This is a genomic window from Acidovorax temperans (assembly GCF_006716905.1).
GTDB lineage: Bacteria > Pseudomonadota > Gammaproteobacteria > Burkholderiales > Burkholderiaceae_C > Acidovorax > Acidovorax temperans.
Map to the genome: position 1 here is coordinate 564,300 of NZ_VFPV01000003.1, position 13,501 is coordinate 577,800.

At 63.6% G+C, this 13,501-nt stretch carries 11 protein-coding genes; 5 read left to right on the top strand and 6 right to left on the bottom strand.

Going from position 1 to position 13,501, the window contains the following annotated elements:
- Positions 1–25: 25 nt before the first annotated feature.
- Positions 26–1,114, top strand: a complete 1,089-nt coding sequence (locus BDD18_RS17550) for a tartrate dehydrogenase (RefSeq protein ID WP_142084740.1) — start codon at positions 26–28, stop codon at positions 1,112–1,114.
- Positions 1,115–1,261: 147 nt separating this feature from the next.
- On the opposite strand, the gene pmbA is transcribed toward BDD18_RS17550, so the two are convergent.
- Entirely contained in the window at positions 1,262–2,695 is a 1,434-nt protein-coding gene (gene pmbA, locus BDD18_RS17555) for a metalloprotease PmbA (RefSeq protein WP_142084741.1), read from the bottom strand.
- A gap of 64 nt (positions 2,696–2,759) precedes the next feature.
- Here pmbA and yjgA point away from each other — a divergent pair, with 64 nt between their 5' ends.
- From yjgA to BDD18_RS17570, 3 genes are all read left to right on the top strand, one after another.
- Positions 2,760–3,425, top strand: coding sequence for a ribosome biogenesis factor YjgA (gene yjgA / locus BDD18_RS17560; RefSeq protein ID WP_142084742.1), 666 nt, complete (start codon positions 2,760–2,762; stop codon positions 3,423–3,425).
- Positions 3,418–4,026: a molybdopterin adenylyltransferase gene (gene mog, locus BDD18_RS17565; RefSeq protein ID WP_142084743.1), complete on the top strand. Its 609-nt coding sequence runs from the start codon at positions 3,418–3,420 to the stop codon at positions 4,024–4,026. The genes yjgA and mog overlap by 8 nt, the downstream gene beginning before the upstream one ends.
- A 92-nt stretch (positions 4,027–4,118) precedes the next feature.
- Complete coding sequence (locus tag BDD18_RS17570) at positions 4,119–4,475, top strand: PilZ domain-containing protein (protein ID WP_142084745.1); 357 nt, start codon at positions 4,119–4,121, stop codon at positions 4,473–4,475.
- Positions 4,476–4,557: 82 nt separating this feature from the next.
- On the opposite strand, the gene cysE is transcribed toward BDD18_RS17570, so the two are convergent.
- Positions 4,558–5,337 (bottom strand): serine O-acetyltransferase, encoded by a 780-nt coding sequence (gene cysE / locus BDD18_RS17575; RefSeq protein ID WP_142084747.1) that lies wholly within the window; start codon positions 5,335–5,337, stop codon positions 4,558–4,560.
- A gap of 33 nt (positions 5,338–5,370) precedes the next feature.
- Positions 5,371–6,189, bottom strand: coding sequence for an RNA methyltransferase (locus BDD18_RS17580; protein WP_142084749.1), 819 nt, complete (start codon positions 6,187–6,189; stop codon positions 5,371–5,373).
- A gap of 149 nt (positions 6,190–6,338) precedes the next feature.
- Between BDD18_RS17580 and BDD18_RS17585 the strand changes: the two genes are divergently transcribed.
- Positions 6,339–7,274, top strand: a complete 936-nt coding sequence (locus tag BDD18_RS17585; protein ID WP_142084752.1) for an inositol monophosphatase family protein — start codon at positions 6,339–6,341, stop codon at positions 7,272–7,274.
- 54 nt (positions 7,275–7,328) lie between these two features.
- On the opposite strand, the gene BDD18_RS17590 is transcribed toward BDD18_RS17585, so the two are convergent.
- The 3 genes from BDD18_RS17590 to BDD18_RS22855 are packed head-to-tail and all read right to left on the bottom strand — an operon-like array spanning position 7,329 to position 13,401.
- Positions 7,329–8,459: a response regulator gene (locus BDD18_RS17590; RefSeq protein WP_142084754.1), complete on the bottom strand. Its 1,131-nt coding sequence runs from the start codon at positions 8,457–8,459 to the stop codon at positions 7,329–7,331.
- Between the two features lie 24 nt (positions 8,460–8,483).
- The gene (locus BDD18_RS17595) at positions 8,484–12,908 is read right to left on the bottom strand and encodes a PAS domain-containing hybrid sensor histidine kinase/response regulator (RefSeq protein WP_338071830.1); all 4,425 of its coding nucleotides are present in this window, start codon (positions 12,906–12,908) and stop codon (positions 8,484–8,486) included.
- Positions 12,844–13,401, bottom strand: coding sequence for a PDC sensor domain-containing protein (locus BDD18_RS22855; RefSeq protein ID WP_338071831.1), 558 nt, complete (start codon positions 13,399–13,401; stop codon positions 12,844–12,846). Before BDD18_RS22855 ends, BDD18_RS17595 begins: the two co-directional genes overlap by 65 nt.
- Between the last annotated feature and the right edge of the window lie 100 nt (positions 13,402–13,501).

A 13,501-nucleotide genomic window follows, 5' to 3' on the forward strand; every position in this document is an offset into this window, starting at 1 on the left:
CAACCCAACACCCTCAAGGAGACCCATGTCCAAGACCTACCAGATCGCCGTGCTTGCCGGAGACGGCATTGGCAAAGAAGTCATGCCCGAAGGCCTGCGAGCCACCCTGGCCGCCGCCAAGCGCTTTGGCCTGGATTTGCAGCTGCACACCTTTGAATGGGCCAGCTGCGACTATTACGCCGAGCACGGCAAGATGATGCCCGACGACTGGAAGGCGCAGCTTTCGGGCATGGACGCCATCTTCTTCGGCGCTGTGGGCTGGCCCGCCACCGTGCCCGACCACGTTTCGCTGTGGGGTTCACTGCTCAAGTTCCGCCGCGAATTCGACCAGTACATCAACCTGCGCCCCGTACGCCTGTTTGAAGGCGTGCCCTGCCCCCTGGCCGGCCGCAAGCCCGGCGACATCGACTACTACGTGGTGCGCGAGAACACCGAGGGCGAGTACACATCGCTCGGCGGCGTGATGTACGAAGGCACCGACCGTGAAATCGTCATCCAGGAATCGGTCTACTCGCGCCACGGCGCCAACCGCCTGCTCAAGTTCGCTTTTGATCTGGCCCAAAGCCGCCCCAAAAAGCACGTCACCCTGGCCACCAAGAGCAATGGCATCGCCATCAGCATGCCCTGGTGGGACAAGCGCGCCGACGAAGTCGCCAAGGACTACCCAGAGATCACGCTGGACAAGCAGCACATCGACATCCTCACCGCCCGCTTTGTGCTGCAACCCGGCCGCTTTGACGTGGTAGCCGCCACCAACCTGTTCGGCGACATCCTCAGTGACCTGGGCCCCGCCACCACCGGCACCATAGGTCTCGCCCCCTCGGCCAACCTGAACCCCGAGCGCAACTTCCCCAGCCTGTTCGAGCCGGTGCATGGCTCCGCGCCCGACATCTACGGCAAGAACATCGCCAACCCGATTGCGATGATCTGGTCCGGCGCGCTGATGCTGGACTTCCTGACCCAGGGCCAGGGCGCAGGACGCGCGGCGCACGACGCCATGGTCAGCGCCATTGAAGAAACCATCAAGAGCGGCCCGCGCACGCCCGACCTGGGCGGCACGGCCAACACCACCCAGGTGGGTGAGGCGATTGCCGCACGCATTGCGGCGGGCTGAAACACAGGCACAGGCGCGCCCGGTGCGGCGCGCTCCTGAAATGAGAGCTGCCAGCGCCTACCACACCGGCCTCGTACCGATCAAACGCTCAACAAAAAAGGCTCCTGAAACCCAGGAGCCTTTTTGCATGGTGCGCGAACGCCCGTATCAGCTGCCCGCCACTTTCATTCGGTTGACCAGGATGGAGCCCACCGTCTTGGCTCCGTAGCTGTAGGCATCGGCACCCACGGCCTCGATGCCTTTGAGCATGTCCTTGAGGTTGCCAGCGATGGTGATCTCGTGCACGGGGAAGGCGATCTTGCCGTTCTCTACCCAGAAGCCGCTGGCGCCGCGCGAGTAGTCGCCCGTCACGTAGTTCACGCCCTGGCCCATCAGCTCCACCACAAACAGGCCCGTGCCCAGCTTTTGCAGCATGGCATCGAGGTCGTCACTGGCCTGCGTGAGGCGCGAGGTCATCACCAGATTGTGCGAGCCCCCGGCGTTGCCCGTGGTCTTCATGCCCAGCTTGCGGGCAGAGTAGCTGGAGAGGAAGTAACCCTCAACCCGCCCGCCCTTGACCACCTTGCGCGGCGCCACGCGCACGCCTTCTTCGTCAAACGGCGAGCTGCCCTTGCCACCCAGGATGAACGGGTCTTCCAGAATATCGATGTGCTTGGGGAAGACCATCTTGCCCAGCGAGTCAAGCAAGAAGCTACTCTTGCGGTAGAGCGAGCCGCCGCTCACGGCCTGCACAAAACCGCCCAGCAGGCCTGCGGCCAGCGTCGATTCAAACAGCACAGGGCATTGCGTGGTGGGGATCTTGCGACTGCCCAGGCGGCTCAGCGCGCGCTGCGCGGCGTAGCGGCCCACGGCCTCGGGCGAGGCCAGGTCGGCCGCGTTGCGCATGGAGCTGTACCAGGCATCGCGCTGCATCTCGCCGTTCTTGCCGGGCAGCGAGGCGATGGGAGCGACCGAGAAACTGTGGCGCGAGCTGGCATAGCCACCGCGAAAACCGCGCGTGTGGGCGCTGAAGAAATGGCTTTGCTGGGCAGATACGCCGGCGCCTTCGCTGTTGGTGATGCGGCGGTGCGTCTTGAACGCTGCAGCCTCACAGGCCTTGGCCATCTCGGCCGCTTCTTCGCTGGTGATGGCCCAGGGGTGGAACAGGTCCAGGTCGCGGTGGGTTTCTGGCGGGGCGATGTCATCCGCATCGGGCAGGCCAGCCACGGGGTCTTCGGCGGTGAAGCGGGCGATGTCGTAGGCCGCCTGCACGGTTTGCTCGATGGCTTTCTCGGAAAAGTCAGACGTGCTGGCATTGCCGCGGCGGTGACCGATGTAGACCGTCACGCCGAGCGACTTGTCGCGGTTGCGCTCCACGTTTTCCAGCTCGCCCTTGCGCACGCTGACCGACAGACCGCAACCTTCGGACGCCTCGGCACCCGCATCGGTGGCACCCAGCTTCTTGGCGTGGGCCAGGGCCCGGTCTACCAGCTCTTCAAAAAACGGGCGGCTGTAGCTGAAGCCACTGGCGGGCTCTTGAAGGGAAGCGGAAGCCTTGGCAGCGGCCGGGGCGCTTTTCGCGCGGGTAGAAGGTTTATTCATAGCGGCGGCTATGATACTTGCCACTGTGGCGCACTCGCTGCCACCTCTCTCTTTGCCCCCACCCATGTCACGCAAACCCAAAAAAGGCTACTTTGTGCGAGGCCAGTTCGTTGCCGAAGGCAGCGAACTGGACATCCAGCTCAAGGCCGAACTCAAAGGCACTCCCGATGCCAGCCGCACCGATCTCAAACGCGAAAGCGACGCCCTTCAAGACCTGGGCAAGGAACTGCTGACGCTGCGCTCTGACCTGTTCGACGCCGTGGGCCTGCCCGACAAGCTGGTCGAGGCCATTGTTGAAGCCAAGCGCATCACCAACTTCGAAGGCAAGCGCCGCCAGATGCAATACGTGGGCAAGCTCATGCGCAAGCTCGACCCCGAGATTGTGGAAGCTGCACGCACCGCGCTGGAAGAACAGCACAAGGGTTCGGCCACCGAGAAGCTGCGCCTGCACCTGGCCGAGCAATGGCGCGACCGCCTGATTGCCGACGACGCCACCCTGCCCCAGTGGATGGACGAGTACCCCAACACCGACACGCAGCAACTGCGCGCCCTGATCCGCCAGGCCCGCAAGGATGCGCCGCCCGTGGACAAGGCCGCCGTTTCGCAAGGGCTGGCACCACGCAAGGGCCGTGCATACCGTGAGCTGTTCCAGCTGGTGCGCGAGCACCTGGGCGGCACGGGGCTGGAGCGCGAAGAAGAATCGAACTCTGACGAGGACAGCGATGACTGAAGCACTGACCGGCAGCCACGATGCCGTAAAAATCGGCATTGTCTCCATCAGCGACCGGGCCAGCACCGGCGTGTATGAAGACAAGGGCCTGCCCGCCTTGCAAGACTGGCTGGGCCGTGCGCTGCACAACCCCATCCAGTTCGAGGCCCGCCTTATTCCCGACGAGCAAGCCACCATCAGCGCCACGCTGATCGAACTGGTGAACGCGGGCTGCAGCCTGGTGCTGACCACCGGCGGCACCGGCCCCGCGCTGCGCGATGTGACGCCCGAGGCCACGCTGGCCGTGGCCCACAAGGAGATGCCCGGTTTTGGCGAACAGATGCGCCAGATCAGCCTGAAGTTCGTGCCCACGGCCATCCTGTCGCGCCAGGTGGCGGTCATCCGCGACCAGAGTCTCATCATCAACTTGCCCGGCCAGCCCAAGGCGATCGCCGAGACGCTGGAAGGTCTCAAGGGCGCCGATGGCGCGCAAATCGTGCCTGGCATCTTTGCTGCGGTGCCGTACTGCATTGACCTGATCGGTGGCCCCTACCTGGAGACGCGGGACGAAGTCTGCAAAGCCTTTCGCCCTAAAAACGCGATCCGGGTGCCCACCGCTTAACCGCTGCGGCCGCGCCTGACACAGCCGCAAAGCGATCCGCGCCAAAGCCCACAGCAAGGGGGCCTGGCGCCCAGAAGACCTCTTGACCCTGTATGACCTCCGCACTGCCCATCCCATCGAATGACGAACGCCGCAACCACGAGCGGCGCATCCTGCGGGTGCAGGCCGAGTTGATCCTGACGGGCCGCCCTCCCATGGCGGTGCGCACCATGGACATCAGCGAGGGGGGCCTCAGCGTGTTGTGCCCTGTCAATCTGCCTGCGCGCACTGAGTGCACGGTGAAGGTGTCACTGCCCGTGCCACCCACCGGCCGCAAACCCGTGGAATTGCGGGCCGTGGTGCGCTACAGCATCCTGAGCAGCTCAGGCGGCGGGTTTCAACTGGGGATGAGCGTGCCCGTGACCGACCCGGTCACCGCTGCGGCGATCAAGGCATACATCAAAAACTGAGGGCCGCTGACAAGCCACTCAAGGCGACCGTGCGGAGCGATGCAATGCGCACAGCCCCGCGTGCCCCCACAGGCCAGGGCTTTTATTTGCCCACCAGCTCGGTGAGCTTGCCCGCCTCAAACTGCTCTTTGAGGGCCGCATCGCAGGGCACGCAGTCTTGCGTCTTCTGCATGGCCGACAGCTTCTCAATCGCTTGCCACAGCAAGGCGATCTGGTGCTCTTGCGAAGAGGCGTTGTCGATCAGGCCGCGCATCGCTTGCGACAGGGGGTCGTCTTCCTGGGTGATGCCGTAGGCCGTGAACTTGCGCGGTTGCTGCGGCTCGGTCACGTCGGCGCTTTGGCCTTCTTTGGACGGGATAATGCGCGCGGGAATGCCCACCGCCGTGGCACCTGCGGGCACCGGCTTGATGACCACGGCATTGCTGCCAATCTTGGCGCCATCGCCCACTTCAAAGCCGCCCAGCACCTTGGCACCGGCGCTCACCACCACATCCTTGCCCAGCGTGGGGTGGCGCTTGGCACCCTTGTACAGCGAGGTTCCGCCCAGGGTCACGCCCTGGTAGATGGTGCAGCCGTCGCCAATTTCGGCCGTTTCGCCCACCACCACGCCCATGGCGTGATCGAAAAACACGCGTTCACCAATCTTGGCCCCGGGGTGGATTTCAATGCCCGTGAACCAGCGCGCAAAGTGCGAGATGAAGCGCCCCAGCCATTTCAGCCCGTTGCCCCAGCACCAGTGCGCCGGCCGGTGCAGCCACACGGCGTGCAGGCCGGGGTAACAGGTGATCACCTCCCAGGTGCTGCGCGCTGCAGGGTCACGGTCAAGGATGCACTGGATATCGGAGCGCAGGCGGGCAAACATGGTCAAGTTGTTGTTGGAATTTGGAAACGCAGTCTAGCGCTTTGCCTGCGCCGTCTCGATCATGGCTTTGGCGACACCACGCAAGATGTGGATTTCTTCGGGGGTGAGTTGCGCGCGGTTAAAAAGCTGGTTCAGGCGGGGCATGAGCTTTTTGGGCGCGGCGGGGTCCAGAAAGCCGATGCTGGTCAGCGCCTGCTCCCAATGCCCCAGCATGCCCGCCACCTGGGCCGCATCGGCCTGCACGCGGGCGGGGGTCGCATCTTGCACGCCAAAGCCGCCCAGCGCCTGGCGCCAGTCGTAGGCAATGACCTGGATGGCTGCGCCCAGGTTCAGCGAGCCGAAACGCGGGTTGGTGGGAATGGAAAGCGCGGCGTGGCACCGGTACACGTCTTCGTTGGTCATGCCAAAGCGTTCGCAGCCAAACAAAAAGGCTACGCCGGTTTGGCCTGCCGGCGCTGCCCCACCGCCTGCTTCACCGCCGCCAGCGGGGTTTGAAGCGTTTTTGGCCTCTGGCGCTGATGCAGCAAGCGCCAGGCGCTCTTGTTTTAATAGCGCTTCGAAGTGCACACGCGGTTCCACCGTGGGCGGGCCGAAGTCGCGCGGGGTCATGGCCGTGGCGCACAGGTGGCTCATTCCGTCGAGCGCCTCGTCCAGCGTGGCCACCACACGGGCCTTCTCCAGTACGTCCAGGGCGCCGCTGGCGCGCTGGATGGTTTCTTCCTTGCGCAGCACGTTGGGCCAGCGCGGGGCCACCAGCACCAGGTCATCAAAACCCATGACTTTCATGGCACGGGCAGCGGCGCCCACGTTGCCAGCGTGGCTGGTGTTGATCAGGACAAAACGGGTCTTCATGAACGGGGACTAGGTAAAAAAGCGGCGGTGCAGCTAAAATAGAGGGCTTATTGTCGCCGCCCGCATCGCCCGGCTGCGATCACCGCTCATGATCCGCAAGACTTTCACGCCACCAGCGCGCCCGAAAGCCTTGCTAACCACCACAATTTATGTCGTCCAATCTGCACCCCATGCTCAACGTGGCCATCAAGGCTGCACGCGCCGCCGGCGCCATCATCAACCGCGCGGCCCTTGACGTGGAATCCGTGCGCATTTCGCAAAAGCAGATCAACGACTTTGTGACCGAAGTGGATCATGCGGCTGAAAAAATCATCATCGAAACCCTGCTCACAGCCTACCCAGGCCACGGCATCCTGGCTGAAGAGTCGGGCCAAGAGTACGGCGCCAAGCATTCCGATTTCGTCTGGGTGATCGACCCGCTGGACGGCACCACCAACTTCATCCACGGCTTCCCCGTGTACTGCGTGAGCATTGCGCTCACCGTCAAGGGCAAGGTCGAGCAAGCTGTGGTTTACGACCCCACCCGCAACGACCTGTTCACCGCCACCAAGGGCCGTGGCGCCTTCCTGAACGAGCGCCGCATCCGCGTGAGCAAGCGCACCCAGCTCAAGGACTGCCTGATCTCCACAGGCTTCCCCTTCCGCCCGGGCGACAACTTCAAGGGCTACATGAACATGATGAGCGACGTGATGCAACGCACCGCTGGCCTGCGCCGCCCCGGTGCTGCAGCGCTCGATCTGGCTTACGTGGCTGCCGGCTTTACCGACGGCTTCTTTGAAACCGGCCTGTCCGTCTGGGACGTGGCTGCAGGCTCGCTGCTGGTGACCGAAGCCGGTGGCCTGATCGGCAACTTCACCGGCGAAGCTGACTTCATGGAACAGCGCGAATGCATGGCGGGCAACCCCCGCGTGTACGGCCAGCTCGTGCCTATTCTGGGCAAGTACAGCAAGTTCGCCAGTGCTGGTGACAAGGCTTCCGTGCGCCAGGCTGCCGCTGAAGACAACTCTGCCGAGAGCGCCAGCGCTGCTGAAGATGAGCCCACCAACCCCGACGCATCAGCGAGCTCGGGCGACGCACCGTTCTGAACCGATGAGCTGAGCGCAGCACCCTGGCAGGGCGCTGCGCGCGCCCACCCGGCTTCACTCTGGATCGGGGTACTTCAGCGCGATGCTGCGAAAGTCTTCGGCGATGCTCACAAAAGCGTCCACCATGTCCGGGTCAAAGTGCGTGCCCTTGCCTTTGACGATGGTGCTGCAGGCCTGGTCGTGTGAAAAGGCTGCCTTGTAGACCCGCTTGTTGATGAGCGCGTCGTACACATCGGCCACCGCCATCAATCGGGCCGACACGGGAATCTGGTCACCCGCCAGACCCTGCGGGTAGCCACTGCCATCCCACTTTTCCTGGTGGCTGTAGGCGATTTCCTTGGAAACATTCAAAAACGCCACACGCATTCCCAAGCGGCGCTCTGCATCTTCAATCGCTTTGCGCCCCAGGGTGGTATGGGTCTTCATCACCTCGAACTCCTCCACCGTCAACTTGCCGGGTTTCAGAAGAATGCTGTCGGGAATGCCGATCTTTCCAATGTCGTGCAGGGGCGCGGACTTGTAGAGAAGCTCGATCATCCGCTCGTTGAGCACAGCTTCAAACCTGGGGTGATTGCGCAAGCGTTCTGCCAACGCTTTCACATACAGCTGGATGCGGCGAATGTGGTTGCCCGTCTCGTTGTCTCGCGTTTCTGCCAGTGAGGTCATGGCCATGATGGTCACGTCCTGAATGGCTTGCACTTCCAGGGTGCGCAGCGCCACCTCGCGCTCCAGGTAGGCACTTTTATCGCGCAGAAAATCGGCAGTCGCCTTGAGCGCCAGGTGGGTGTTGACCCGTGCGAGCAAGATCGGAGGGCTGATGGGCTTGGTGATGTAGTCCACCGCCCCCAGGGCCAAGCCCATGCGCTCGTCGTCAGGATCTGAGCGGGCCGTCAAGAAGATCACCGCAATATCGCGGGTCGCTGCAGTGGCCTTGAGCCGGCGGCACACCTCGTAGCCGTCCAGGCCCGGCATCATGATGTCGAGCAGCACCAGGTCAGGCGGCGTATCAGACATCGCAATCTTCAAGGCCTTCTCACCATTGTTGGCCACCTTCACCATGAAGTGGTCACGCAGCAAGGCGCCCATCAAGGTCAGGTTCTCTGGCGTGTCGTCCACCACCAGCACGGTGGCGATGTGCTTGTCCACCAAATTGGAGGCGTTCACGGTAAAGGGCGCTTGTTCCATTGGAATTCCTGCGAAATACACCGTTCAGAGAGCTTGACCAGAATCCGGGCCGGGCGACTGCACGCCCCCCTGCCCCTCGGGAAGATGCTCCAGTGCCTGCTCGAAATCGAAATTGCGAACCTGGGCCTGGACCGTGGCGAACCCATCCCCCAGGGCAGCTTCCAGAATTGTTGCATTGTGTTGCAAAAAATGGGGCGCTGCCGAATCGTCCTGCGATAGCAGATCACGCAGCTGGGTGAGTACGTCATCCACAGCCAGCACATCCGCCGTGGGCGATTGCTGCGCGGCCAGCCCCGGAGCGAATGCAGCCGACGCAGCCCCGGACTGATCGACCCAGCTTTGCAGGCCTGCCACCAAGGGCTCCATGGCCGCCGCCAGAGCGCCGAGCAAGGGCAGCACCTGCGCGCTGGATGCGCCTGCAGGCTGGTGGCGCAGGGCCTGCTCCAGCGCATGGGCGTGTTCCGAGGCCTCTTGCGCACCGATGTTGGCTGCTACGGATTTCAGCGTGTGGGCAAGCCGTTCGGCCAGCCCCTGGTTGCCCGCTGCAATCGCCGCATCAATCTGGGCCACAACGGACGATTGGGCCTGGACAAAGCGCACCAGCATATCGGCGTACAGCGCGGGCTTGCCCAGGGCGCGCTGCAAGCCCAGAGCCGTATTGAGGCCCTGCACCACCGGCGGCCACCCTGTCAGCCGCGGAACTGAGGCCAGCACCGGCGCCTGGCCAGGAGTTGCCCCGACCGCTGGGGGCATCGCGGCCTCGCCCAATCCTGGCCGGGGCTTGATCCAGCGGGACAAGGCGCTCCACAACGCGGCAGGCTCGATGGGTTTGGCAACGTGGTCATTCATGCCCGCAGCAAAGCAGCGCTGCCAGTCTGCATCCATGGCGTTGGCGGTCATGGCGATCACAGGCAGGTCTTGCAGGCGTGGGTCCTGCCGCAGTTGCCGGGTGGCGGTCTCCCCATCCATCACCGGCATTTGCATGTCCATCAGCACGACGTCATACGAGGTTTGGTGCAACTGGTCCAAAGCCATCTGGCCGTTGTCCGCCACATCCACCACAAACCCCGCATCGCGCAACAGCTCCACAGCCACGATCTGGTTGAGTTCGTTGTCCTCCACCAGCAGCACGCGTGCGCCACGAATAGCCACTGGCAATACATCAGGCGCAGGCGCGGCCGCAGATGTGCGTGAGGTGCTGCCGCCTGCGCCGTCCAGGGGCTGCATCAGGGTGTCCAGCAACACCGATGCATTCACCGGCTTGATGAGCACGGTTTCTATGCCCTCAGAGCGGGCCGCACGCATGACGTCTTCCCGGCCATAGGCGGTCACCATGAACATTTGCGGCACGCGGGGCATGCCCAGGCTGCGGATGTGGCGCGCCAGCTCCACGCCATCCATGCCCGGCATGTGCCAGTCCAGCAGCAGCAGGCCATACAAGCGCTGCTGGGCCATCGATTCGCGCAGCATTTGCAGCGCTTGCAGGCCCGAGTAAGCCTGATCCACCTCCAGGCCCATCGCCACCAGCATGTCTGACAAAACGGCCGCCGCCGTATGGTTGTCATCCACCACCAGAACGCGCTGGCCACGCAAATCAGCTGGTGGCTGCAAGTTCCGCGCTGGCGCGCCCCGCTCCAGCGGCAAGGTCACCCAGAACGTGGAGCCGCAACCAAACTCACTGACAACGCCCACCTCCCCGCCCATGAGCTCGGCCAGGCTCTTGCAAATGGCCAAGCCCAGCCCTGTGCCCCCATAGCGGCGCGTGGTCGAGGTATCAGCCTGCTGGAAGCTCTGGAACAGGCGCCCCATCTGCTCTGGCGTCAACCCGATGCCGGTATCGCGCACCTCAAAGCGCAGCAGCACCTGCTGTCCACGCTCTTCCACCATGCGCACCACGATGGAGATTTCGCCTTTTTCAGTGAATTTGATGGCGTTGTTGGCGTAGTTGATGAGAATCTGCCCCAGCCGCAGCGAATCACCCACCAAATTGGGAGGCACGTCGCTGGCGACATCGCAAACCAGTTCCAGCCCCTTGGCTCCCGCCTTGTAGCCCACGACATCGGCCACGCTTTCGAGCAAGCGATCAAGCACAAATGGCTGGTTTTCCACCGCGAGCTTGCCTGCCTCGATTTTGGAAAAATCCAGGATGTCGTTGATCACACCGAGCAGGTGCTGGCCGGCTTGTTGAATCTTGCTGACGTAGTCGTGCTGGCGCGGGCTGAGCCCCGATTTGAGCGCCAGGTGCGACATGCCAATGATGGCGTTCATCGGCGTGCGTATTTCATGGCTCATGTTGGCCAGGAAGTTGGACTTGAGCGCCGTCGATTCCTCCGCCAGTTCTTTCGCGCGCAACAGGCCTTGCTCCGCCAGCTTGCGATCGGTGATGTCCACAAAGGTGCCGATGGCGCCACCCGGCGTGCCGTCCGGGCGCACAAAACCGTGCAGCCAGAACAACGTGTGGTGGATCTGCCCATCGGCATAGGGCAAGTCCACCTCGCGGTGCACTGTCTGGTTGCCCCGCAAGGCCTCGTCGGCATCCCGGCGGAACTGCATGCGCAGCTCCTCGGGCAAGAACGCCAGCTCCTGAACCGTCTTGCCAATGAAGTCTGAGCGATTCACGCCAAAGGCCTGCTCATACGCGCGGTTGAACCCGGTGTAGCGCCCATCCGCCCCCTTGTAGAACAGCGGCACCGGGATGGCATCGATCAGGGCCTGCTGAAAATCGAGCTGCGCCGCCACCTGGGCTTCCAGCTGTTTCTGGTCATGGATGTCCACATTCACACCCACCACCCGGGTGGCCTTTCCGGCCTCATCGCGGAAGATGCGGGCGGCCTCCAGGAACCAGCGCACTTCGCCATCCTGGCGCACCACGCGCCAGGAATCACGTACAGAGTCCTGGGTGCCGTTGATGCAGGCGTCGAAATGGTCGCGGGCGCGTTGCCTGTCTTGCGGGTGCAGGCAGGCCAGCCACTCGTCGCGGGACAGGGGTTGCTTGTCGAGCGGAAACCCCATCATGACGGACAGTTTGGACGACCAGAGGATGCGGCCGCTGCGCAGGTCTACGTCAAACACGCCGATCTTGCCCGCTTCTTGCGCCAGCTCCAGGCGCTCGTGGATTTCGCGCAGCGCAGCCTCGGCCTTGCGGGCCTCGGTCACGTCCTCGATCACCCACAGCGAGGCGTTGGCGAAGCCCTCCATTTGCAGCCGGCGCCCAGAGAGCCGGGCGTGGAAAACACTGCCATCAGGGCGCGACAGGACGGCCGTGTCACGCACCGCTTCATGCGGGTGCAGGCCTGGCATGACTTTGGAGCGGAACGCCTCGAACGGCGCCTCTCCACCAAACAGGAAAGACGCATGGCGCCCCTGGAGCTGTGCCGTGCTCTCCCCCATCAACTCAGCAAACGCAGGGTTGAACTGGCGCAAGTGCCGATCGCAAATCAGCACGATGGGCGGGGCGTTGTCGAAGATGGCGGTCTGCTGCTCCAGCAGTTCGTTGAGCATGCGCTCGCGGCGCTGCAGCTCTGCCTGGGCGCGCATGCGCTCAGACACTTCCTCTTGCAAACCCACGATGGCAATGCGCTTGCCGCGCTCATCAAAAACGGGCGACAAGGTGACTTCGTCGTGGTAAAGGCTTCCATCGCGCCGTTGGTTGATGAAGGTGCCGCGCCACGACTGGCCTGACAACAAGGTTGCCCACATGGCCTGGTACATTGCAGGAGGCGTTTGCCCGCTCGCCACGACCGAAGGTTTGCGACCCTTGACCTCCTCCAGCGTGTAGCCGCAGTTGCGCTCGTATTGCGGGTTCACCCACTCGATAAAGCCTTCACTGTCTGTGATGACGACAGCCACCGGGCTGCTTTCCAGGGCGGTGCCCAGCACCTTGAAGCGCTCCAGCGCGCGCGTCACCTGTGCCCTGCTGCGAAGCAGATCCAGCAGCAGCCACCCCAGCATGGAAAACAACATCAAAGCAGCCAAGCCCACTTGCAGGCGCTGCGACCAGGGCATCAGCCCGCTCACATCGTCCAGCATCAAGAGCTGCCATTGCCCTCCGGGGTCTTTCCAATCCACGGCACGCCGCGAAATGGCATGGGGTACGCCGTTCAGAACCACGTGTGATGCGTCCACGCTGAAAGGCAGCTCGGAGGCGAGGCCATTGTCAAAGTAACTGCCAAACTGGCGCGTGGCGCGAATGCTGTCGATGCGCGCCTGGGTCAAAGGCGGCGCCACGGCAAACAGCCACTCAGGCCGGGCGGATGAAAACACCACGCCCTGCGGCGACAAGAGCAAAACCGGCAAACCCACCCGCGATAGCAGGCCATCGACCGACTCCATCCCCACCTTGAACATCACCACACCAATGATGGCGCCCGAGGGCGAATCGGAGTCATACAGGGGCCCTGCGTAGTAAAGCCCGCGTTCGTGCGTATTGCCGCCAATGGCCGCGTACACGCTGATGCCCCCCCTGCATCGCCTGCTGGAAATAAGGGCGGTACGCAAGGTTCACACCGGTGGAGCGAGGCCCCGCAGTTTCATGGGCCACCACCGTTCCATCGCGGGCAATCACATACACGCCGTTGACGAGGAAACGCTCGCGCGCCACGGTCAGGCGCGCAAGCGCAGCGGGGTGGTCAGGCGGCACCGTACCCCGGGCCATGTCTTTGAGCAGGGGCTCGCTCAAGCCCAGCAAAGACACCGCCCCGAGCATGCCAGCCCCCATGGCTTGGTACGCGAGGGCATCGGCGGTTTGCTGCAGCTTGGCGTGGCGCTCCTGGGCGCGCTCCATCGCCAGCCAATGGGCGACAACTTCCACCGTCAGCCAGGCAGCCAAGGTGGCGGCGACCAACACCACGGATGCACCCCGCCAGCCCGGCGCATTGCGGCCCAGCACCTTGTCCAGCAGCGTGGCAACGCCGGTACCCGAGCGTTTCACCCCTACCGCCATAGGTTCCTCCGGCTAGGCACCGCAGGCGTGCACTGGAATGGCTCCTCATTCATCACACGTTCCCCTCAAAACGCCGCGCGCCTCAAGGCGCTGCAGCACA

What these genes read in the sequence shown, in the direction of transcription:
- BDD18_RS17580 (WP_142084749.1), bottom strand. Translation starts at nt 6,189, where the DNA reads ATGAAGACCCGTTTTGTCCTGATCAACACCAGCCACGCTGGCAACGTG.
- yjgA (WP_142084742.1), top strand. Translation starts at nt 2,760, where the DNA reads ATGTCACGCAAACCCAAAAAAGGCTACTTTGTGCGAGGCCAGTTCGTT.
- pmbA (WP_142084741.1), bottom strand. Translation starts at nt 2,695, where the DNA reads ATGAATAAACCTTCTACCCGCGCGAAAAGCGCCCCGGCCGCTGCCAAG.
- mog (WP_142084743.1), top strand. Translation starts at nt 3,418, where the DNA reads ATGACTGAAGCACTGACCGGCAGCCACGATGCCGTAAAAATCGGCATT.
- BDD18_RS22855 (WP_338071831.1), bottom strand. Translation starts at nt 13,401, where the DNA reads ATGGCGGTAGGGGTGAAACGCTCGGGTACCGGCGTTGCCACGCTGCTG.
- BDD18_RS17590 (WP_142084754.1), bottom strand. Translation starts at nt 8,459, where the DNA reads ATGGAACAAGCGCCCTTTACCGTGAACGCCTCCAATTTGGTGGACAAG.
- BDD18_RS17570 (WP_142084745.1), top strand. Translation starts at nt 4,119, where the DNA reads ATGACCTCCGCACTGCCCATCCCATCGAATGACGAACGCCGCAACCAC.
- BDD18_RS17550 (WP_142084740.1), top strand. Translation starts at nt 26, where the DNA reads ATGTCCAAGACCTACCAGATCGCCGTGCTTGCCGGAGACGGCATTGGC.
- cysE (WP_142084747.1), bottom strand. Translation starts at nt 5,337, where the DNA reads ATGTTTGCCCGCCTGCGCTCCGATATCCAGTGCATCCTTGACCGTGAC.
- BDD18_RS17585 (WP_142084752.1), top strand. Translation starts at nt 6,339, where the DNA reads ATGTCGTCCAATCTGCACCCCATGCTCAACGTGGCCATCAAGGCTGCA.